The organism is Pseudescherichia vulneris, from assembly GCF_902164725.1.
Classification (GTDB): Bacteria; Pseudomonadota; Gammaproteobacteria; order Enterobacterales; family Enterobacteriaceae; genus Pseudescherichia; species Pseudescherichia vulneris.
The window spans coordinates 445694-466876 of the sequence record NZ_LR607338.1 but is presented as its reverse complement, the minus strand read 5'-3'; the positions used below and the strand labels follow the sequence as shown (position 1 = coordinate 466876).

The 21183-nt window shown below is 57.6% G+C and carries 23 protein-coding genes; 15 read left to right on the top strand and 8 right to left on the bottom strand.

Annotated features, from left to right (window positions below; genetic code table 11):
• Nucleotides 1-10: 10 nt before the first annotated feature.
• On the bottom strand, nucleotides 11-331 hold the full coding sequence (gene cyaY, locus FN633_RS01825; RefSeq protein ID WP_154056540.1) for an iron donor protein CyaY: 321 nt from the start codon (nucleotides 329-331) through the stop codon (nucleotides 11-13).
• 135 nt (nucleotides 332-466) lie between these two features.
• Between cyaY and lptM the strand changes: the two genes are divergently transcribed.
• From lptM to corA, 8 genes are all read left to right on the top strand, one after another.
• A complete protein-coding gene (gene lptM / locus FN633_RS01820) occupies nucleotides 467-670 on the top strand; it encodes an LPS translocon maturation chaperone LptM (protein ID WP_042394934.1) in 204 nt (67 codons plus the stop codon).
• Nucleotides 671-705: 35 nt separating this feature from the next.
• Nucleotides 706-1530, top strand: a complete 825-nt coding sequence (gene dapF, locus FN633_RS01815) for a diaminopimelate epimerase (RefSeq protein ID WP_042394933.1) — start codon at nucleotides 706-708, stop codon at nucleotides 1528-1530.
• The gene (locus FN633_RS01810; protein ID WP_042394930.1) at nucleotides 1527-2234 is read left to right on the top strand and encodes a DUF484 domain-containing protein; all 708 of its coding nucleotides are present in this window, start codon (nucleotides 1527-1529) and stop codon (nucleotides 2232-2234) included. The genes dapF and FN633_RS01810 overlap by 4 nt, the downstream gene beginning before the upstream one ends.
• Nucleotides 2231-3133 (top strand): tyrosine recombinase XerC, encoded by a 903-nt coding sequence (gene xerC, locus FN633_RS01805; protein WP_042394928.1) that lies wholly within the window; start codon nucleotides 2231-2233, stop codon nucleotides 3131-3133. The genes FN633_RS01810 and xerC overlap by 4 nt, the downstream gene beginning before the upstream one ends.
• Nucleotides 3133-3849, top strand: coding sequence for a 5-amino-6-(5-phospho-D-ribitylamino)uracil phosphatase YigB (gene yigB / locus FN633_RS01800; RefSeq protein WP_154056539.1), 717 nt, complete (start codon nucleotides 3133-3135; stop codon nucleotides 3847-3849). The genes xerC and yigB overlap by 1 nt, the downstream gene beginning before the upstream one ends.
• 62 nt (nucleotides 3850-3911) lie before the next feature.
• The gene (gene uvrD / locus FN633_RS01795; RefSeq protein WP_042394924.1) at nucleotides 3912-6074 is read left to right on the top strand and encodes a DNA helicase II; all 2163 of its coding nucleotides are present in this window, start codon (nucleotides 3912-3914) and stop codon (nucleotides 6072-6074) included.
• A gap of 148 nt (nucleotides 6075-6222) precedes the next feature.
• Nucleotides 6223-6279, top strand: coding sequence for a YsgD/CorL family protein (ysgD, locus tag FN633_RS18580; RefSeq protein ID WP_353621329.1), 57 nt, complete (start codon nucleotides 6223-6225; stop codon nucleotides 6277-6279).
• 148 nt (nucleotides 6280-6427) lie between these two features.
• Nucleotides 6428-7378, top strand: a complete 951-nt coding sequence (gene corA, locus FN633_RS01790; RefSeq protein ID WP_154056538.1) for a magnesium/cobalt transporter CorA — start codon at nucleotides 6428-6430, stop codon at nucleotides 7376-7378.
• A 36-nt stretch (nucleotides 7379-7414) separates the two neighbouring features.
• Here the strand turns inward: corA and FN633_RS01785 are convergent, their stop codons facing one another.
• The 4 genes from FN633_RS01785 to yigI form a co-directional block, all read right to left on the bottom strand.
• Nucleotides 7415-7795, bottom strand: a complete 381-nt coding sequence (locus FN633_RS01785; protein WP_042394921.1) for a DUF2628 domain-containing protein — start codon at nucleotides 7793-7795, stop codon at nucleotides 7415-7417.
• Between the two features lie 4 nt (nucleotides 7796-7799).
• The gene (locus FN633_RS01780) at nucleotides 7800-8204 is read right to left on the bottom strand and encodes a hypothetical protein (RefSeq protein ID WP_154056537.1); all 405 of its coding nucleotides are present in this window, start codon (nucleotides 8202-8204) and stop codon (nucleotides 7800-7802) included.
• Between the two features lie 139 nt (nucleotides 8205-8343).
• Nucleotides 8344-9237: an EamA family transporter RarD gene (rarD, locus tag FN633_RS01775; protein ID WP_154056536.1), complete on the bottom strand. Its 894-nt coding sequence runs from the start codon at nucleotides 9235-9237 to the stop codon at nucleotides 8344-8346.
• Nucleotides 9238-9293: 56 nt separating this feature from the next.
• Nucleotides 9294-9761, bottom strand: coding sequence for an acyl-CoA thioesterase YigI (yigI, locus tag FN633_RS01770; RefSeq protein WP_154056535.1), 468 nt, complete (start codon nucleotides 9759-9761; stop codon nucleotides 9294-9296).
• A gap of 160 nt (nucleotides 9762-9921) precedes the next feature.
• Here yigI and pldA point away from each other — a divergent pair, with 160 nt between their 5' ends.
• The 3 genes from pldA to rhtC are packed head-to-tail and all read left to right on the top strand — an operon-like array spanning nucleotide 9922 to nucleotide 13334.
• A complete protein-coding gene (pldA, locus tag FN633_RS01765) occupies nucleotides 9922-10791 on the top strand; it encodes a phospholipase A (protein ID WP_154056534.1) in 870 nt (289 codons plus the stop codon).
• Between the two features lie 35 nt (nucleotides 10792-10826).
• Nucleotides 10827-12653: an ATP-dependent DNA helicase RecQ gene (gene recQ, locus FN633_RS01760; protein WP_042394939.1), complete on the top strand. Its 1827-nt coding sequence runs from the start codon at nucleotides 10827-10829 to the stop codon at nucleotides 12651-12653.
• A 60-nt stretch (nucleotides 12654-12713) separates the two neighbouring features.
• Complete coding sequence (rhtC, locus tag FN633_RS01755; protein ID WP_042394910.1) at nucleotides 12714-13334, top strand: threonine export protein RhtC; 621 nt, start codon at nucleotides 12714-12716, stop codon at nucleotides 13332-13334.
• Between the two features lie 38 nt (nucleotides 13335-13372).
• Here rhtC and FN633_RS01750 read toward each other — a convergent pair whose 3' ends face one another.
• Complete coding sequence (locus FN633_RS01750) at nucleotides 13373-14257, bottom strand: Rpn family recombination-promoting nuclease/putative transposase (protein ID WP_154056533.1); 885 nt, start codon at nucleotides 14255-14257, stop codon at nucleotides 13373-13375.
• Nucleotides 14258-14422: 165 nt separating this feature from the next.
• Entirely contained in the window at nucleotides 14423-15043 is a 621-nt protein-coding gene (gene rhtB, locus FN633_RS01745; protein WP_042394902.1) for a homoserine/homoserine lactone efflux protein, read from the bottom strand.
• Between the two features lie 108 nt (nucleotides 15044-15151).
• Here rhtB and pldB point away from each other — a divergent pair, with 108 nt between their 5' ends.
• From pldB to FN633_RS01730, 3 genes are all read left to right on the top strand, one after another.
• Nucleotides 15152-16144, top strand: coding sequence for a lysophospholipase L2 (gene pldB, locus FN633_RS01740; RefSeq protein WP_154056532.1), 993 nt, complete (start codon nucleotides 15152-15154; stop codon nucleotides 16142-16144).
• A gap of 39 nt (nucleotides 16145-16183) precedes the next feature.
• On the top strand, nucleotides 16184-16984 hold the full coding sequence (yigL, locus tag FN633_RS01735; RefSeq protein WP_154056531.1) for a sugar/pyridoxal phosphate phosphatase YigL: 801 nt from the start codon (nucleotides 16184-16186) through the stop codon (nucleotides 16982-16984).
• Between the two features lie 71 nt (nucleotides 16985-17055).
• Nucleotides 17056-17955: a carboxylate/amino acid/amine transporter gene (locus tag FN633_RS01730; RefSeq protein WP_154056530.1), complete on the top strand. Its 900-nt coding sequence runs from the start codon at nucleotides 17056-17058 to the stop codon at nucleotides 17953-17955.
• Here FN633_RS01730 and metR read toward each other — a convergent pair.
• The gene (metR, locus tag FN633_RS01725) at nucleotides 17840-18796 is read right to left on the bottom strand and encodes an HTH-type transcriptional regulator MetR (RefSeq protein ID WP_154056529.1); all 957 of its coding nucleotides are present in this window, start codon (nucleotides 18794-18796) and stop codon (nucleotides 17840-17842) included. The genes FN633_RS01730 and metR overlap by 116 nt on opposite strands.
• 116 nt (nucleotides 18797-18912) lie before the next feature.
• Between metR and metE the strand changes: the two genes are divergently transcribed.
• Complete coding sequence (gene metE, locus FN633_RS01720) at nucleotides 18913-21174, top strand: 5-methyltetrahydropteroyltriglutamate--homocysteine S-methyltransferase (protein WP_154056528.1); 2262 nt, start codon at nucleotides 18913-18915, stop codon at nucleotides 21172-21174.
• Nucleotides 21175-21183: the final 9 nt, after the last annotated feature.

The window sequence follows — 21183 nt, the reverse complement described above, 5'->3', positions numbered from 1 at the left end:
GAAGCCGTTATTAACGGAAGCTCACCGGTTCGCCAGCCTGCTGCGTTGCCGCCTGCTCCAGCAAATCCCAAAAATCGTCGCCGGCGCGATCGCAGATCCACGCGTCGCCTTTCAGGTCGAAGTGGTAGCCGCCCTGTTTCGTTGCCAGCCACACCTGGTGCAGCGGCTCCTGACGGTTAATGATGATTTTGCTGCCGTTTTCAAAGGTCAGGGTCAGCACGCCACCGTTGATCTCGCAGTCGATATCGCTGTCGCCGTCCCAGCTATCCAGGCGCTCTTCAATGGTCTGCCACAGGCCATCGGCAAGGCGGTGAAACTCAGAGTCGTTCATTTTTTTTCCTTCTGATCGTGATGGCGGCAGTATAACGCGAAATAATTCCCATTGCAGGCGGCGTGCAAACTCTTGCTTTTGTGCCCTCTCCTGCGATGATAGAAAACATAAAGCATGAACTTACAGGCAACCATAATGAAAAACGTTTTTCGTTCGCTGGCGGTACTTCTGACCCTGTTTAGCCTGACGGGCTGCGGTTTGAAGGGACCTCTCTATTTCCCGCCCGCTGACAAATCTGCTCCGCCGCCAACCAAAAAAGTGGACAATCCGGCCCAGACGGGCACGCCGACGCGTAACGATCGCGGTACCGCTGATGGCCCAACCCAGGTGATTTACTGACGGTAACATTCTGTTTCTGTGCAATGGAGTCAATGATGCAGTTCTCTAAAATGCATGGCCTTGGCAACGACTTTATGGTCGTCGACGCGGTAACGCAGAATGTCTTCTTTTCGCCGGAGCTGATCCGCCGATTGGCGGATCGCCATCTGGGCGTCGGCTTCGATCAGCTGCTGATCGTCGAGCCGCCTTACGATCCGGATCTCGACTTTCACTACCGGATCTACAACGCCGACGGCAGCGAAGTGTCGCAGTGCGGCAACGGCGCGCGCTGCTTTGCCCGTTTTGTACGGCTGAAGGGGCTGACCAACAAGCGTGATATCCGCGTCAGCACCGCCAACGGGCGCATGGTGCTGAGCGTCACGGAAGATGAGCTGGTACGGGTGAATATGGGCGAGCCCAATTTTGATCCCGCTGCCGTGCCGTTCCGTGCGAACAAAGCGGAAAAAACCTATATTATGCGCGTCGCTGAACAGACCATTCTGTGCGGCGTCGTTTCGATGGGGAATCCGCACTGCGTGATTCAGGTGGAGAGTGTCGACACCGCCCCGGTTGAAACCCTGGGTCCGGTGCTGGAGAGCCACGAGCGCTTCCCGGAGCGCGCCAATATCGGCTTTATGCAGGTCGTTAAGCGCGAACATATTCGCCTGCGCGTCTTTGAACGCGGCGCGGGGGAAACCCAAGCCTGCGGCAGCGGTGCCTGTGCGGCGGTGGCCGTAGGGATCCAGCAAGGTTTACTGGCAGAAGAGGTACGCGTGGAGCTTCCAGGCGGCCGTCTTGATATTGCCTGGAAGGGTCCGGGCCAGCCGCTGTTTATGACCGGCCCGGCAACACACGTCTACGACGGATTTATTCATCTATGAAGCACATTGAGGAAGAGCAGCAGGCGGCCCTGGCCGAACTAACCGATCGTGAGGTCGTGGATTACCTGCTGCGCAATCCTGAGTTTTTTATCCGCAATGCCCAGGCGGTCCAGATGATCGAGGTCCCGCACCCGGTGCGCGGCGCGGTATCGCTGGTTGAGTGGCAGATGGTGCGTGCGCGCAACCATATTAACCTGCTAGAAGAGAACATGACCCTGCTGATGGAGCAGGCGAGCAGCAACGAAGATCTCTTCTCCTGCCTGCTGCGTCTGCAGGGGCAGATGGCTTCGGCCAGCAGTCTTGAAGATCTGCTGGTGCGTTTCCAGCGCTGGGCAAAAGAGATGGGTCTGGCCGGGGCCAGCATCCGTCTGTTCTCCGATCGCTGGCGCATCGGCGCGCCCTCTGATTTTACCCATCTGGCGCTGAGCCGTCAGGCGTTTGAGCCGCTGCGTATTCAGCGCCTGGGCCATGAGAACCACTATCTGGGGCCGCTTAACGGGCCTGAGCTGCTGCTGCTATTGCCTGAAGCGCGCGCTATCGGCTCTGTGGCGCTCTCCATGATGGGCCACGACGGCGATCTCGGCGTGATTATTTTCAGCAGCCGGGATGTGACCCACTATCACCCGGATCAGGGCACCCAGCTGCTGCAAGAGGTGGCGGCCATGCTGCCGGAGCTGCTGGCGCGCTGGATTGAACGGATATGATCGACTCGCCGCTGCAGCCGCTGGTGACCCGTTTTCTGCGCTACCTGAGCGTTGAGCGGCAGCTGAGTCCGATCACCCTGCTGAACTATGAGCGTCAGCTCGCTGCCATTATCACGCTGGCAGATGAAAGCAATATCAAAAGCTGGCCGCAATGTGATGCCGCCGTGGTGCGCAGCTTTGCGGTCAAGAGCCGACGTCAGGGGCTGGGGCCAGCAAGCCTGGCGCTGCGGCTTTCAGCCCTACGCAGCTTTTTTGACTGGCTGGTGAGCCAGGGCGAGCTGGTCGCTAACCCGGCAAAAGGAATATCTGCCCCGAAAGCGCCGCGCCACCTGCCGAAAAATATCGACGTTGATGACGTTAATCGTCTGCTGGATATCGATCTTAACGATCCGCTGGCCGTACGTGACCGGGCGATGCTGGAGGTGATGTATGGCGCGGGCCTGCGTCTGTCTGAGCTGGTAAACCTGGACATCCGCCATCTCGATCTCGACACCGGTGAGGTGTGGGTGCTGGGCAAAGGCAGCAAGGAGCGGCGTTTGCCGATAGGCCGCAACGCGGTCATCTGGGTTGAACACTGGCTGGATCTCCGCGGGCTGTTTGGTACGGATGAAGATGCGCTGTTTCTGTCCAAGCTCGGCAAGCGGATTTCGGCGCGCAACGTGCAGAAGCGGTTTGCCGAGTGGGGCATTAAGCAGGGGCTGAACAGTCACGTGCATCCGCATAAGCTGCGCCACTCCTTTGCCACCCACATGCTGGAGTCGAGCGGCGACCTGCGCGGCGTGCAGGAGCTGCTGGGCCACGCGAACTTATCCACCACGCAAATCTATACCCATCTTGATTTTCAACACCTTGCCTCGGTGTACGACGCGGCGCATCCACGCGCCAAACGGGGGAAATAATGCGTTTTTATCGTCCACTGGGTCAGATCTCGGCCCTGACCTTTGACCTTGATGACACCCTGTACGATAACCGTGAGGTGATCCTGCGGACCGAGCACGAGTCGCTGACCTTTGTGCAAAACTATCACCCCTCGCTTAACCATCTGCAGAATACCGACTTCCACCGGCTGCGGCAGGCGCTGCGTGAAAGCGAGCCGGATATCCACCACGACGTCACAGAGTGGCGGCGACGGGCGGTAGAGCGTGCCATGCTGGACGCCGGCCTGAGCGCGGAAGAGGCGGAGGAGGGGGCCATGGCGGCGATGGCAAACTTTGCTATCTGGCGCAGCCGGATCGATGTCCCGCAGGCGACGCACGATACGCTGGCGGCGCTGGCCAAAAAGTGGCCTCTGGTGGCGATCACCAACGGCAACGCGCAACCTGAACGGTTTGGCCTTGGCGACTACTTTGAGTTTGTCCTGCGCGCTGGCCCGGATGGGCGTTCGAAGCCGCATCAGGATATGTACCACCGGGCGGCGGAGAAGCTCTCCCTGCCGCTGGGAGAGATCCTGCACGTGGGCGATGACCTCACCACTGACGTGGCGGGGGCGATCCGCTGCGGGATGCAGGCATGCTGGATCAAACCGAAAAGTGCCGATCTGATGCACACGTCCGACAGTCGCCTATTACCCCACGTTGAAATTTCCCGGTTGGCATCTCTGACCTCGCTGATATAATCACCAGATAATCTGTATATATTAACAGGGGTCTGTACGGCCCCTCTCTCCCGGCGGTGCCAATGGACGTTTCTTACCTGCTCGACAGCCTTAATGACAAACAGCGTGACGCCGTGGCCGCGTCGCGCAGCAACATGCTGGTGCTGGCGGGCGCAGGCAGCGGTAAGACGCGCGTGCTGGTTCACCGTATCGCCTGGCTGCTAAGCGTAGAGAACTGCTCGCCATACTCGATTATGGCGGTGACCTTTACCAACAAAGCGGCGGCAGAGATGCGTCACCGTATCGGCCAGCTGATGGGCACCACCCAGGGCGGCATGTGGGTCGGTACCTTCCACGGGCTGGCGCACCGCTTGCTGCGCGCTCACCATCTGGACGCCAACCTGCCGCAGGATTTTCAGATCCTCGACAGCGAGGATCAGCTGCGCCTGCTGCGTCGTCTGATCAAGGCCATGAACCTCGACGAGAAGCAGTGGCCGCCGCGGCAGGCGATGTGGTACATCAACGGCCAGAAAGACGAAGGCATTCGTCCGCACCATATTCAGAGCTTTGGTAACCCGGTTGAGCAGACCTGGCAGAAGGTCTATCAGGCCTATCAGGAGGCGTGCGATCGCGCTGGGCTGGTGGACTTCGCCGAGCTGCTGCTGCGTGCCCATGAGCTGTGGCTGAACAAGCCGCATATTCTCAACCACTACCGCGAGCGCTTTACCAATATCCTGGTGGATGAGTTCCAGGATACCAACAATATTCAGTACGCCTGGATCCGCCTGCTGGCAGGGGATACCGGCAAAGTGATGATCGTGGGCGACGACGACCAGTCTATCTACGGCTGGCGCGGCGCGCAGGTTGAAAACATCCAGCGCTTTCTCAACGACTTCCCTGGTGCAGAGACTATCCGCCTGGAGCAGAACTACCGCTCGACCAGCAACATTCTCAGCGCGGCTAACGCCCTGATTGAGAACAACAACGGTCGCCTCGGGAAAAAGCTCTGGACCGACGGCCTCGACGGCGAGCTGATTTCGCTCTACTGCGCGTTCAACGAACTCGACGAAGCGCGCTTCGTAGTGAACCGAATCAAGACCTGGCAGGAGAGCGGCGGCGCGCTGGAGCAGTGCGCGATCCTCTACCGCAGCAACGCCCAGTCGCGCGTGCTGGAAGAGGCACTGCTCCAGGTAAGCATGCCGTACCGTATCTATGGCGGCATGCGCTTCTTCGAACGCCAGGAGATCAAAGATTCTCTCTCCTACCTGCGCCTGATTGCCAATCGCAACGACGATGCGGCCTTTGAGCGCGTGGTGAATACGCCAACGCGCGGCATTGGCGATCGCACCCTGGACGTGGTACGCCAGGCGTCGCGCGATCGTCAGCTGACGCTGTGGCAGGCCAGCCGGGAGCTGTTGCAGGAGCGGGCGCTGGCCGGACGCGCGGCCAATGCGCTCCAGCGTTTCCTTGAGCTTATCGACGCCCTGGCCCAGGAGACCGCCGATATGCCGCTGCACGTGCAGACCGACCGGGTAATTAAAGACTCCGGCCTGTGGATGATGTACGAGCAGGAGAAGGGCGAAAAGGGCCAGGCTCGTATCGAAAACTTAGAGGAGCTGGTGACGGCAACACGTCAGTTTAGCTACAACGACGAAGACGAAGATCTGATGCCGCTGCAGGCGTTTCTCTCCCACGCGGCGCTGGAAGCGGGCGAAGGGCAGGCCGATACCTGGCAGGATGCAGTGCAGCTGATGACCCTCCACTCGGCGAAGGGCCTGGAGTTCCCGCAGGTGTTTATCGTCGGCATGGAGGAGGGAATGTTCCCCAGCCAGATGTCGCTGGATGAGGGCGGCAGGCTGGAGGAGGAGCGTCGTCTGGCCTACGTGGGCGTGACCCGCGCCATGCAGAAGTTGACGCTGACCTATGCCGAAACCCGTCGTCTGTATGGCAAAGAGGTCTACCATCGTCCCTCACGCTTTATCGGCGAGCTGCCGGAAAACTGCGTGGAAGAGGTGCGCCTGCGCGCCAGCATCAGCCGCCCGGTGAACCATCAGCGTATGGGGACGCCGGTGACGCAGAACGACTCCGGCTACAAGCTTGGCCAGCGGGTGCGTCATCCGAAATTTGGTGAAGGCACCATCGTCAACCTTGAGGGCAGCGGCGAGCATAGCCGTCTGCAGGTGGCCTTCCAGGGCCAGGGGATCAAATGGCTGGTAGCTGCTTACGCGCGGCTGGAAGAAGTGTAACTTTCAGAAAAATATCATTATTTTGTAATACTCTGCTAACCTTAAACGCTGAAGGCCAATTATTGCTCTTCAGCGTTCCGTTGCGTGTTGACGCCATATTTTAGCTGGCGTAACATGCGCGCACGATCACGCTAAGAGGACATTCGCCTTGGACACACCCAGTAGATGCTGGCTCAATTCCCTGTCATTCAGGAACAACTCCTAAGGCTATCTCCTCGCGCTGATGGCCTTAGTGGTTGTCAGCGGCAATAATTCCCGTCGCGCTGAGTCAGGCTGTTTAATGGTCTGAAACCCAATTTGTTTCTGTGTGCCCACCGAACTGTCCGATAATTTTTGTATTGGGAGTCCCGGTCATGTTGAGCGCATTTCAACTGGAAAATAACCGTCTGACCCGTCTCGAAGTTGAAGAGACACCCACCCTGATCGATGCCGTATGGGTGGACCTGGTCGAGCCGGATGACGATGAACGTAACCGTGTGCAGACGGATCTTGGCCAGAGCCTTGCGACGCGTCCGGAGCTGGAAGATATCGAAGCCTCCGCGCGTTTCTTTGAGGATGAGGACGGGCTGCATATCCACTCCTTCTTCTTTTTTGAAGATGCAGAGGATCACGCCGGTAACTCGACGGTCGCGTTCACCATTCGTGACGGTCGCCTGTTTACCCTGCGCGAACGCGAGCTGCCGGCATTTCGCCTCTACCGGATGCGCGCCCGCAGCCAGGCGATGGTTGACGGTAACGCCTATGAGCTGCTGCTCGATCTCTTTGAGACCAAAATCGAACAGCTGGCGGATGAGATTGAGAACATCTACAGCGATCTGGAGAAGCTGAGCCGCGTCATTATGGAGGGCCAGCAGGGCGATGAGTATGACGAAGCGCTCTCTGCGCTGGCGGAGCAGGAGGATATCGGCTGGAAGGTGCGTTTGTGCCTGATGGATACCCAACGTGCTCTTAACTTCCTGGTACGTAAGGCGCGTCTGCCGGGTAGCCAGCTGGAGCAGGCTCGAGAGATCCTACGCGATATCGAATCGCTGCTGCCGCATAACGAATCGCTGTTTCAGAAGGTGAACTTCCTGATGCAGGCGGCAATGGGCTTTATCAATATCGAGCAGAACCGGATCATTAAGATCTTCTCGGTGGTGTCGGTGGTGTTCCTGCCGCCAACGCTGGTGGCCTCCAGCTACGGGATGAACTTTGAGTTTATGCCGGAGTTGAAGTGGAGCTTTGGCTACCCCGGCGCGATTATCTTTATGATCCTCGCCGGGCTGGCACCCTATCTCTACTTTAAACGCCGCAACTGGCTCTGAATGGAATGGCGGTTCACCTGAACCGCCGATATTCTCTTACAGGCCCCAGTCCTGCTGCTTAAGCACTACCTTCTGGTAATACCAAATGTTCGTTCGGAAGGCGACCCATAACGACACCACCGATCCCAGCCAGCCAAAGTCGGTCAGGAAAACAATAAAACCAACTAAAATTTGCAATAAGATCACGACGACTGCTTTTTTCCACAGGCCCAGAATCAGCAAATAGATGACTGAGAAAAAGAGGGCATAAAAGTTCATTGCCACTTTCAGGCGCTGGCCAAAGGTCAACTTCTTATAAGCCGCTTTCCATTCAGGGGTATTTCCCCAGAAGCCCGGCACACCGTTTTTGTCCAGAAAAGAGAAGCGGAATTTCCATTTGTCACTAATGGAAGGGTCGTTCATATAGTCGTGTTTCATATTGTTATTCCTTGCTGTGAGTATCGCTATGTGGCGCAGGATCCTTTCCCTCAGTGGGGGCCAGAATCAGCGCGATAAAGCAGATGAAATACCACGCCACATAGATCCTAAAGCCGCTGCCTGTCACGTCATACTCTTCATTCATGTCGGCTAACAGAGCAACGATAAATACGACGATGGTGAGTAAGACATACCACACTATTTTTTTGAAGCCGCTGTCACGCAGTCGGCAGCAATTAATGTTGATCACGAGGTACTGAAAGAAAAGTGTTGCAACGATAAGTACCATGCCGTTTTCAACTTCGGCATATAAAAATAGCGCGAGGATATTAATAACTAAAAAGGCCGCAATATAGAGGCCTCGCGAAATCCTACCACTATTAGTAGGAACGAATAGTTTATAGAGCATATTATGACGCTTTGTCTGAAAGGTATTAAGGATAGTATTAAAATGAGACGTGTTTGTTAATTGTAGACTACGAACTTTGGTAGGGCGAAAATGACGGCGGGCATGCGTTCCCCTCTTCCTGTGAAGAGGGGAAGAGAGGTTATAGTTTACGCATCCGGCGCTGGGTATAGAGAGCATCCATCACAAATACGGCCAGCGCTACCCAGATGAAACCAAAGGTCACCATCTTGTCCATCCCCGGTATCTCGCCGTAGAAGGTGACTGCCAGCAGGAACATCAGCGTCGGGCCGATATACTGGAAAAAGCCGAGCGTCGAGAGGCGCAGGCGGGTGGCCGCGCCGGTAAAGCAGAGCAGCGGAATGGTAGTCACTACGCCCGCCGCCATCAGCAGCACGTTGAGCGACCACGGGTTACTGCCCATATGGCTGGTAGGGCTGTCAGCAATGCCGAACAGCCAAATGGCGGCGACCGGCAGCAGCCACAGGGTCTCTACCAGCATCCCCATCTGGGCGTCGACGGCGATCTTTTTGCGTACCAGGCCATAGAAGGCAAAGCTGAACGCCAGCCCCAGAGCAATGATCGGCAGCGAGCCAAAGGTCCAGAGCTGCACCAACACGCCGCAGGCGGCAAGGATCACCGCCAGCCACTGCATACGGCGGAAGCGCTCGCCGAGGAAGATCATGCCCAGCACAATATTCACCAGCGGGTTAATAAAGTAGCCGAGGCTGGCCTCCAGCATATGGTGATTGTTTACCGCCCAGATAAACAGCAGCCAGTTACCCCCCACCAACACCGCCGACAGGGCCAGCAGCAGGATCTTTTTGGGTGTTTGCAACAGAATTTTCAGCCGCGGCCACTGACGGCTCACGCTAATCAGTATTACCATAAAAAAGAACGACCAGATAACCCGGTGGGTCAGGATCTCATTGGCGGGAACGTAGTCGATCAGCTTGAAGTACGCCGGTGCGATACCCCAAATAAAATAAGCGGCAAGAGCGAGTAATACACCCTGCCGCGTCTGCTTAGCATCCATCGGAACATCCAAATCCGTGATCAAAAAGTAACAGCATGTTAACCGATTTCACCGTCTCAACCTACCATGTAGGTCGCCGTGGCGCTGGCGATATAGAGCTGCTCTTCGTTATGCAGTTCAACGCGGGCTACGGCCACCTTATTGCCCGCCCGCAGCAGGCTGCTGGTTGCGGTAAAGCGATTGCCCCGCCCAGGCCGCAGATAGTCGACGCGCAGATCGATGGTACCCATCCTGGCGAGGCGCGTGCGCAACTCCTCTTCAGCAATGGTGTCATGGCGGGTGAGCGTGCTGCCGACGCAGACCAGCCCTGCCGCGACGTCTAGCGCAGAGGCAATGACCCCGCCATGAAGAATGCTTTGCGCCCAGTTACCGACCATCATCGGCTGGTTGCTAAAGCTGAGCTGGGCAAAGGATTTTTCATAGCGATCGAGCTCCAGGCCCAGCGCGCGGTTAAACGGCATGTGATAAACAAAAATTTCGCCCACCAGCTGTAACGCTTCTTCGGCGGTAAGAACGGCTGACATTATTTTATGCGTCCGGTAGTTAATGAGTTGTTGATTTTATGCTTCTTAATTGTTGTTTTCCACTTTCGGAAACGATAGCTGCGCAGCGTTTATAGAAATATGTAAAATAGGTGTCTGAATATTACCCATCTCAACAATTTTGGTCAGGAGAGCAAAACCGATGCGGACGTATCTGCCCTGGTTTTTGTCAGCCATTGCACTGCCTTTTACAGCATTAGCGCAGGAAGCCACGGTTAAAGCTGTACACGATGCACCCGCCGTACGCGGCAGCATTATCGCGAATATGTTACAGGAGCACGATAACCCCTTTACGCTCTATCCGTATGAGTCCAACTATCTGCTCTATACGGTAACCAGCGATCTCAACAAAGAGGCGATCAGCACCTACAACTGGTCCGATAACGCACGCAAAGATGAAGTAAAATTCCAGCTCAGCCTGGCATTCCCGCTCTGGCGCGGTATCATGGGGCCAAACTCGGTGCTGGGCGCGTCCTATACGCAGAAGTCCTGGTGGCAGCTCTCTAACAGCGGTGAATCTTCGCCGTTTCGTGAAACCAACTACGAGCCGCAGCTGTTCCTCGGCTTCGCTACCGACTATGAACTGGCAGGCTGGACGCTGCGCGACGTCGAGTTCGGGTATAATCACGACTCTAATGGCCGCTCCGATCCCACCTCCCGCAGCTGGAACCGCATCTATAGCCGCCTGATGGCGCAAAATGCTAACTGGCTGGTAGAGGTGAAACCCTGGTATGTGGTGGGCGACACCGATGATAACCCGGATATCACCAAGTATATGGGCTACTACCAGCTCAAGATCGGCTATGAGCTGGGTGAGGCCATCCTGAGTGCCAAAGGACAGTACAACTGGAATACCGGCTACGGCGGCGCCGAGCTGGGTCTGAGCTATCCGATCACGAAGCACGTACGCTTGTATACCCAGGTTTACAGCGGTTACGGTGAATCATTAATTGATTACAACTTTAACCAGACACGCGTAGGCGTGGGCGTTATGCTTAACGATCTTTTTTAAGGCAGAGTCATTTTTTGAAGGCAGATGGGGTTAACGTGGCGCAGGCGGAAGTATTGAATCTGGAGTCGGGGGCAGGGCAGGTTTTGCGGGACACCTTCGGCTACCAGCAGTTCCGCCCGGGCCAGCAGACCATCATTGAGACCGTGCTCGCTGGGCGCGACTGTCTGGTGGTCATGCCGACCGGCGGCGGGAAATCCCTCTGCTATCAAATTCCGGCGCTGGTACAAAGCGGTCTGACGGTGGTGGTATCGCCGCTAATTTCGCTGATGAAAGATCAGGTCGATCAGCTGCTTGCCAACGGTGTAGCGGCCGCCTGCCTCAACTCCACCCAGAGCCGGGAGGAGCAGCAGGGCATTATGGCGGGCTGTCGCAGCGGCCAGATCCGCCTGCTCTACATTGCCCCAGAACGCCTGATGCTGGATAACTTTCTTGAGCATCTCGCGCACTGGGATCTACGTCTGGTGGCGGTTGACGAGGCGCACTGTATTTCGCAGTGGGGGCACGATTTCCGCCCCGAGTATGCCGCACTCGGCCAGCTGCGTGCCCGCTTCCCCTCAGTGCCCTTTATGGCGCTGACCGCTACGGCGGATGACACCACCCGCAGCGATATTGTGCATTTGCTTGGCCTGCGCGATCCGCTGATCCAGGTCAGCAGCTTTGACCGCCCCAACATTCGCTATACGCTGCTGGAGAAGTTTAAGCCGCTCGATCAGCTGCTGCGCTACGTCCAGGAGCAGCGAGGCAAATCCGGCATCATCTATTGCAACAGCCGCGCGAAGGTAGAGGATACCGCCGCGCGCCTGCAGGCCCGTGGCTTTAGCGCCGGGGCCTATCATGCCGGGCTGGATAACAGCATTCGTGCCGACGTGCAGGAGAAGTTCCAGCGCGACGATCTGCAGATCGTGGTGGCTACCGTGGCGTTCGGAATGGGGATTAACAAACCCAACGTGCGCTTTGTGGTGCACTTTGATATTCCGCGCAACATTGAGTCCTACTATCAGGAGACCGGTCGCGCCGGGCGTGATGGCCTGCCCGCCGAGGCGATGCTGTTTTACGATCCGGCAGACATGGGCTGGCTGCGTAAATGTCTGGAAGAGAAGCCGCCGGGTCAGCTGCAGGATATTGAGCGCCACAAGCTTAACGCGATGGGCGCGTTTGCCGAAGCGCAGACCTGCCGTCGTCTGGTGCTGCTAAACTACTTTGGTGAAGGGCGTCAGGAGCCATGCGGCAACTGCGATATCTGCCTCGATCCGCCGCGCCGCTACGACGGACTGGTGGACGCCCAGAAAGCGCTTTCGGCTATCTACCGCGTCGGCCAGCGTTTCGGCATGGGCTACGTGGTCGAAGTGTTACGGGGCGCGAATAACCAGCGCATTCGCGACATGGGCCATGACAAGCTCAAGATCTATGGCGAAGGACGCGATCAAACAACGGAGCACTGGGTGAGCGTGATCCGTCAGCTTATCCACCTTGGCGTAGTGACGCAGAATATTGCCCAGCACTCGGCATTACAGCTTACCGAGGCCGCGCGTCCGTTTTTGCGTGGCGAAGTGCCGCTGCAGCTTGCCGTGCCGCGCGTGGTAGTGGTAAAGGCGCGGGCAAACCCGAAAATCTTCGGCGGCAACTACGACCGCAAGCTGTTTGCCAAACTGCGCAAGCTGCGTAAGGCCATTGCCGATGAAGAGAACATTCCCCCCTACGTGGTGTTCAACGATGCCACGCTGATCGAGATGGCCGAGCAGATGCCGATCACCGCCAGCGAGATGCTCAGCGTGAACGGCGTCGGGATGCGCAAGCTTGAGCGTTTCGGCAAGCCGTTTATGACTCTTATTCGCGAGCATGTCGACGGCGACGATGAGTAGTCAGCGCGGCGAAAAGGTGCCAGGATAGGGCTCTAATTTCTCTTTCTTCACGAGTAACCTATGTTAACGCTATTTCTGACCGTGGCGCTGGTGCACCTGGTCGCGCTGATGAGCCCTGGCCCGGACTTCTTCTTTGTCTCGCAAACTGCCGTCAGCCGCTCGCGCAAAGAGGCGATGATGGGCGTGCTGGGGATCACCCTTGGCGTCATGATCTGGGCTGCCGTCGCACTGCTTGGCCTCAATCTGATCCTCGAAAAAATGGCCTGGCTGCACACCATCATTATGGTCGGCGGTGGGCTCTACCTCTGCTGGATGGGCTACCAGATGCTGCGCGGGGCGCTGAAGAAAGAGGTCCTGAATGCGCCTGCACCGCAGGTTGAGCTGGCAACCGGCGGACGTAGCTTTGTGAAGGGGCTGCTGACTAACCTGGCAAATCCCAAGGCGATTATCTACTTCGGCTCGGTCTTCTCGCTGTTTGTGGGCGACAGCGTTGGTGAAACGGCTCGCTGGGGGATTTTCGTGCTGATCGCGCTGGAGACTTTCGCCTGGTTTTCCCTGGTGGCGAGCCTGTTTGCTCTGCCAGCGATGCGCCGTGGCTACCAGCGTATGGCGAAGTGGATCGACGGCGTGGCGGGCGCACTCTTCACCGCCTTTGGCCTGCACCTGATTATTTCTCGTTAAGCCGCTGCCCGTCCGGGTTTAACCGGGCGGGTCGCGTTTCATTGCCGTAGTTGCTGCAGTTCGTCTTTTGACAGGCCGGTGATCTTCATTATTGCCTCAGAATCGAGGCCCAGCCTAAGCATTGTTTTTGCAATTTCTTGTATGGCAACGCGTTTCCCTTCTTGCATGCCTTCATTGCGTAATTTCTCTGCAAACGTCATCAATGTTTCTCCATGCTGCGGCACGCGCTGTGCCAGTCCAAATAACAGGGTCTGAACGTCCTGGGCTTCCCCTGCTTGTGCGATGTAGTTTATCAGCGTGGTTATTTGTTGTCCGCTCATCTGCTCCAGCATCAACAAAACTGTGAGCTTGTCCAAAAGCTGCGCCATATCGCGCTGGCGGATATGTTTCTGAATCAGCGTCAGAGCCGCCATGCTGCGGTGCTGCATAATTTCCTCGTCGGGGATAACGGTGATATCCACCAGGGGAAAGGCGGTGCTATAGAGTTGATGGGCAATATCTGGATCGTTAAACGCCTCTAGCCAATTCAGAGACCAGGGGTAGGGGCTACGCCGTCCTTGATAGAACAGGATGGGGATCACCAGCGGCAGGGCGTTGTGCCCAGCCTCCAGGTGCTGATGCATTGCCGCTATCGCATAGCGCATCAGTCGAAACGCCATATGCTTGTCCGGTGAGCTCTGGTGTTCAATAAGAATATGCACGTAGCCACGCCCGCAGGTGGTCTCCAGTGAATAGAGAACGTCGCTATAGTAGGGACGCAGGCTATCTTCAAGGAAGCTGCCAGATTCCAGGTGTAACGTATCAAGCTTACAGATACGGATTAACGCGGGCGGGAGATGAATTTCAATAAAGTCCCGCGCGGTTTCTACGCGGGAAAGAAACGTTTTAAATACCGCATCATGCGGTGCTGCTGTCTCCGCCATCGTTCATCATCCTTGAATGAGAGTGTCAGGCGGCATTCTGGCACCGATGGCACCGGACCAACAGCATGCAAGACGGGAAACGTTGCTGGTTGCGGGCGGCGCCGTAGGAGGCAGCTCGAACGTGCAGTCTGTTACCTTAACGCTGCGAGCAGGCTCCAGGATTTATCACGCGTGCCTTGCCGAGGCCAGCAGCGCACCGACCAGCATAAACAGCGAGCCAAATACGCGGTTTAACGCCTTCATCTGGCGCGGCCCCTTGATCCACGCCGCAATACGCGTTGCCAGGGTGGCATAGCCAATCATCACGATGATATCTACTACGACGGTGGTGACGCCAAGCACCAGGTACTGCATCACCTGGGGCTGATCCGGATTGATAAACTGCGGAAACAGCGCGGCAAGGAACACGATGCTTTTGGGATTGGTGAGGTTCACAAAGACGGCGCGCTTAAACAGGCGTCCGCGAGACTGGGTTTGGGCGAGGGTGTTGAGATCCAGCGCGCCAGCGGCCCGCCACTGTTGAATGCCCAGCCATACCAGGTAGGCCGCGCCTGCCCACTTCAGTACCTCAAAGGCCAGCAGCGAGCGGGAGAAGAGCGTTCCGAGTCCAACGCCCACCAGCACAATATGAATGGCCAGACCGGTCTGCAGGCCGCTAATCGACGCCGCTGCGCCCCGATAGCCGTGGCTGATGGCGGTGGTCATGGTATTAATCGCGCCGGAGCCTGGCGAGAGGCTGAGGATGATCGAGGTAAGCAGATAGGCAAACCACCACTCGAAGGTCATGCGAAACTCCCTGAACGATATATTTTATGCAACAATACGCTATTGTTAACATGTTGTATCACGAGTCATAAAAAAACAATTTTACAGACGACCGGGGGCGGAAACCCAATGTTTCGGCAGAAAAAGGGGTGGGAAACAAGAGAAAATGCCTTTGCAGCTTTCACGCACGGACCCTTGACCGATTTCTGGCGGCAGCGTGAAGAGGCTGAATTCATTGGCGTTGGCGATATTCCAGTGCGCTTTGTGCGCTTTCATGCCGCCGATCACGATCGGGTGATCGTTGTCTGTCCTGGGCGTATTGAAAGCTACGTCAAATATGCCGAGCTTGCTTACGATCTGTTCCATCTCGGTTTTGACGTGCTGATCATCGACCATCGTGGACAGGGGCGCTCAGGCCGCATTCTGCCCGACCGACATCGCGGGCACGTCGATAATTTTGATGACTACGTTGACGATCTACAGGCCTTCTGGCAGCAGGAGGTTGTGCCGGGCCCATGGCGTAAACGTTATATTCTGGCGCACTCAATGGGCGGGGCAATCGCCACGCTGCTGCTGCAACGTCAGCCGCAGCGTTGCGATGCGATCGCGCTCTGTGCGCCCATGTTTGGTATTGTTATCCGTCTGCCCGACTGGATGGTGCGCCATATCCTGAACTGGGCCGAAGGCTATCAGCCGTTCCGGGAGAGCTACGCGCTGGGCACGGGACGCTGGCATGCACTGCCGTTTAGCATTAACGTGCTTACCCATAGTCGGGTACGCTACCAGCGAAACCTGCGCTGCTATGCTGACGATCCGCAGCTGCGCGTCGGCGGGCCGACAAACCATTGGGTGCGAGAGGGTATTCTTGCCGGTGAAAAGGTGCTGGCGGGTGCGGCGCAGGATGCGACGCCTATGCTTCTGCTCCAGGCAGAAGAGGAGCGCGTAGTTGATAACCGTATGCACGATCGTTTTTGTGAAATTCGCGCCGCAGCAGGCCATCCCTGTGAGGGAGAGAGGCCGCTGGTCATTAAAGGCGCGTACCATGAGATCCTTTTTGAAAAGGACGCCATGCGCTCAGTCGCGCTTAACGCCATTGTTGATTTTTTCGACAGGCATAACTAATCCGGCGGTTCGCCGCCTGACCAGAGGTTAAATTCTATTATGTATCAGGTTGTTGCGTCTGATTTAGATGGCACGCTGCTCTCTCCCGACCACTCACTCTCTCCCTACGCCAAAGAGACGTTAAAGCTGCTGACCGCGCGCGGCGTCAACTTCGTTTTTGCCACTGGCCGTCACCATGTCGACGTAGGACAGATCCGCGATAAGCTGGGTATCAAAGCCTATATGATCACCTCTAACGGGGCGCGGGTGCACGATACCGATGGCAACCTGGTCTTTACCCATAATCTGGATCGCGAAATCGCTGAAGATCTGTTTGGCGTGATGCATCACGATCCGCATATCGATACCAACGTCTACCGTGACGATGAGTGGTTTATCAACCGTCACCGTCCGGATGAGATGCGCTTTTTCAAAGAGGCCGTCTTTCAGTATTCGCTCTATGAGCCAGGCCTCCTTGAACCGGAGGGGATCAGCAAAGTGTTCTTCACCTGCGATACCCATGAACCGCTGCTGCCCCTGGAGCAGGCCATCAACGCTCGCTGGGGCGATCGTGTCAACGTCAGCTTCTCCACGCTGACCTGTCTGGAGGTGATGGCGGGCGGCGTGTCGAAAGGCCACGCGCTGGAGGCAGTGGCGAAAGCGATGGGCCACAGTCTGAAAGAGTGCATCGCCTTTGGCGACGGGATGAACGATGCCGAGATGCTCTCTATGGCGGGTAAAGGCTGCATCATGAGCAACGCGCACCAGCGTCTGAAGGATCTCTATCCAGAGCTGGAAGTGATCGGCACTAACGGTGACAACGCCGTGCCGCACTATCTGCGCAAGCTGTTTCTTGATTGATTAATTATTAATCAGCTGTCAACCGGTAACTCCGCTACAATGGGTGCTCATTAACCAACGAGACACCTATTGTGGCGTTACTGATTATCACCACCGTTCTGTGGGCCTTCTCTTTTAGCCTCTATGGCGAATACCTCGCCGGACATATCGACAGCTACTTCTCCGTGCTGATGCGCGTTGGGCTGGCCGCACTGGTATTCCTGCCTTTCCTGCGCACGCGAGGCCACGGGCTGAAAACCATCGGCCTCTATATGCTAGTGGGGGCTATGCAGCTGGGCATCATGTATATGCTCAGCTTCCGCGCCTATCTCTATCTGACGGTCTCCGAGCTGTTACTGTTCACCGTCTTGACGCCACTCTACATCACGCTGATCTACGATCTGATGAGCCGACGCCGACTGCGCTGGGGCTATGCGTTGAGCGCACTGCTGGCGGTGATCGGGGCAGGGATCATCCGCTACGATCAGGTGACTAACCACTTCTGGACCGGACTGCTGCTGGTGCAGCTCTCTAACATCAGCTTTGCCATCGGCATGGTGGGCTACAAGCGCCTGATGGAGACCCGTCCGATGCCGCAGCATAACGCCTTTGCCTGGTTCTATCTCGGCGCGTTCCTGGTGGCGGTGGTGGCCTGGTTTGCATTGGGCAACGCCCAGAAGCTGCCGGAGACAAACCTGCAGTGGAGCATTCTGGTGTTTCTCGGCGTGGTGGCGTCAGGGATTGGCTACTTCATGTGGAACTACGGCGCAACCCAGGTGGATGCGGGTACACTCGGCATCATGAACAACATGCACGTCCCGGCAGGACTGCTGGTAAACCTTGTCATCTGGCAGGAGCAGCCCCACTGGCCGAGCTTTATCCTTGGGGGGACAGTGATAGTGGCGTCCCTATGGGTACATCGCCGCTGGGTCGCTCCGCGCTCCGCACAAAAGGAAGGTGGTCGCACGCATGGTTCCGCGCTGAGCGAATAAACGCCTCCGTTACCGGCTGACGCTGCTCGCCATCGCGCACCGCCGCGTAGAGCCGGCTCCACAGTCCTTCGCCCAGGGTCTTGGTCACGATCAGACCCTGGCGCTCAAAACTCTCCACCACCCAGTGCGGCAGCGCCGCGATACCCATCCGCGCCGCCACCATCTGGATCAGCAGCAGCGTATTATCCACGCTCTTCACCATCGGGTTAATGCCCGCCGGCTGCAGGAAGTGACGCCAGATATCCAGCCGACTGCGCTGGACCGGATAGATCAGCAGCGTTTCAGCGGCGATATCCTCCGGCGTAATGCGCGCCCGGGTCGCGAGAGGGTGATCCGGAGCCAGCACCAGGCGCACTTCAAAATCAAACATCGGTGAATAGTGCAGCCCGCTGCGCGGCAAAATGTCTGAGGTCAGCACCACGTCCAGCTCGCTCTGCTGCAACGCTGGCTGGGGATCGAAGGTCACGCCGGATTTGAAATCCATCTCTACCTGCGGCCATTTGCTACGGAAATTCTCAAGCGCGGGAGTAAGCCACTGAATACAGCTGTGACACTCAATGGCGATCCGCAGTGTAGTTTGCTGCGGTTCGCTACACTCCTGAAGCGCACGGCTAATCTGCGGCAGCACCTGATTGGCCAACTGCAACAGGATCTCGCCCTGCGGCGTAAAGCGCAGCGGCTGACTTTTACGGACAAAAAGACGGAAGCCAAGGCGCTGTTCGAGATCGCTGAACTGGTGGGAGAGGGCGGACTGCGTCTGATGCAGCGTAGCCGCCGCGGCCGCCAGCGATCCGCTGTTCCGTAACGCCTGGAGCGTTTTCAGATGTTTAATTTCGATCATGAAAGTCCTTCACTTCGCCATGAACAATTTGCGCTTGAGGAATATACAGTACCTGTCGAATATAGATGTGTAAACATCTGGACGTCTAAAATCCTAAAATTCACAAGGGGCATACCATGACAGTACTGAATCACACCCTCGGTTTTCCTCGCGTTGGTCTGCGTCGCGAGTTGAAGAAGGCACAAGAGAGCTACTGGGCGGGTAACACCACGCAGGAAGCGCTGCTGGCGGTAGGCCGGGAGCTGCGCGCTCGCCACTGGGAGCAGCAGAAGCAGGCGGGTATTGACCTGCTGCCGGTGGGCGATTTCGCCTGGTACGACCATGTTCTGACCACCAGCCTGCTGCTTGGCAACGTGCCGGCTCGTCATCAGAACAGAGATGGATCGGTCGATATCGACACCCTGTTCCGCATTGGCCGTGGCCGAGCGCCTACCGGTGAGCCAGCGGCGGCAGCAGAGATGACCAAATGGTTTAATACCAACTATCACTATATGGTGCCGGAGTTCACTCAAGGACAGCAGTTCACGCTGACCTGGACCCAGCTGCTGGACGAAGTGGACGAGGCGCTGGCGCTGGGCCACAGGGTCAAGCCCATCCTGCTGGGGCCGGTAACGTACCTGTGGTTGGGTAAGGTAAAAGGCGAGCCGTTTGACCGCCTGAGCCTGCTGAACGCTATTCTGCCGGTCTACCAGCAGGTGCTGGCCGAGCTGGCAAAACGCGGCGTCGAGTGGGTACAGATCGACGAGCCCGCGCTGGTGCTGGAGCTGCCGCAGGCGTGGCTGAACGCCTTCAAGCCCGCCTATGAGGCGCTGGCAGGGCAGGTGAATCTACTGCTGACCACCTATTTCGAAGGCGTGACGCCGAACCTCGATACCCTTGCCGCGCTGCCGGTACAGGGTCTGCACGTTGACCTGGTGCACGGCAAGGATGACGTAGCCGAGCTGCATCGCCGCCTGCCAGCTGACTGGCTGCTCTCCGCCGGGCTGGTGAACGGTCGTAACGTTTGGCGGGCCGATCTCACTGAGAAATATGCCCAGATTAAAGACATCGTCGGCCACCGCGATCTGTGGGTCGCCTCCTCCTGCTCGCTGCTGCATAGCCCGATTGACCTGAGCCTGGAGACCCGGCTGGATGGCGAAGTGAAGAGCTGGTTTGCCTTCGCCCTGCAAAAATGTCACGAGCTGGCTCTGCTACGTGATGCCCTGAACAGCGGCGACACCGCGCCACTGGCTGAATGGAGCGCTCCGATTCAGGCGCGACGGCACTCGACCCGGGTGCACAACACGGCCGTGGCTCAGCGGCTGGCGGCGATTACCGCCAGAGATAGCCAGCGCGGGCGTCCCTACGCGGAGCGTGCGGCGGTTCAGCGGGCGCGTTTCAACCTGCCCGCCTGGCCGACAACGACCATCGGCTCGTTCCCGCAGACCACCGAGATCCGCGGTCTGCGCCTGGAGTTCAAACAGGGACGTTTAGACGCGGGCAGCTACCGCACCGGCATCGCCGAACATATCAAGCAGGCGATTGCCGAACAGGAGCGCCTGGGCCTCGACGTGCTGGTGCACGGTGAAGCCGAGCGTAACGACATGGTGGAGTATTTCGGCGAGCACCTGGACGGCTTTGTCTTTACCCAGAACGGCTGGGTGCAGAGCTACGGCTCCCGCTGCGTGAAGCCACCAGTGGTGATCGGCGACGTTAGCCGTCCGGAAGCGATCACCGTGGAGTGGGCGAAATATGCCCAGTCCCTCACCGACAAGCCGGTAAAAGGGATGCTGACCGGGCCAGTGACCATTCTCTGCTGGTCCTTCCCGCGCGAAGACGTCAGCCGGGAAACCATCGCGAAGCAGATCGCGCTGGCGCTGCGCGACGAAGTGGCGGATCTGGAGGCGGCGGGCATCGGTATTATCCAGATCGACGAGCCTGCCCTGCGCGAAGGGCTGCCGCTAAGGCGCAGCGACTGGGACGCCTATCTGGCGTGGGGCGTGGAAGCCTTCCGTATTAACGCCGCGGTGGCGAAGGACGAGACGCAGATCCACACCCATATGTGCTACTGCGAGTTCAACGACATCATGGATTCCATTGCCGCGCTGGATGCCGACGTGATCACCATTGAAACCTCGCGCTCGGATATGGAGCTGCTGGAGTCGTTTGAAGCCTTTGAATACCCGAATGAGATTGGGCCGGGGGTTTACGATATCCACTCGCCAAACGTGCCGGACGTCGCGTGGATCGAGACCCTGCTGAAGAAGGCGGCGGATCGCATCCCAGCTGAACGCCTGTGGGTTAACCCGGACTGCGGCCTGAAAACGCGCGGCTGGCCGGAGACCCGTGCGGCGCTGGCGAACATGGTGAAAGCGGCGCAGAACCTGCGTCAGGCCTGAGGCTCGTAG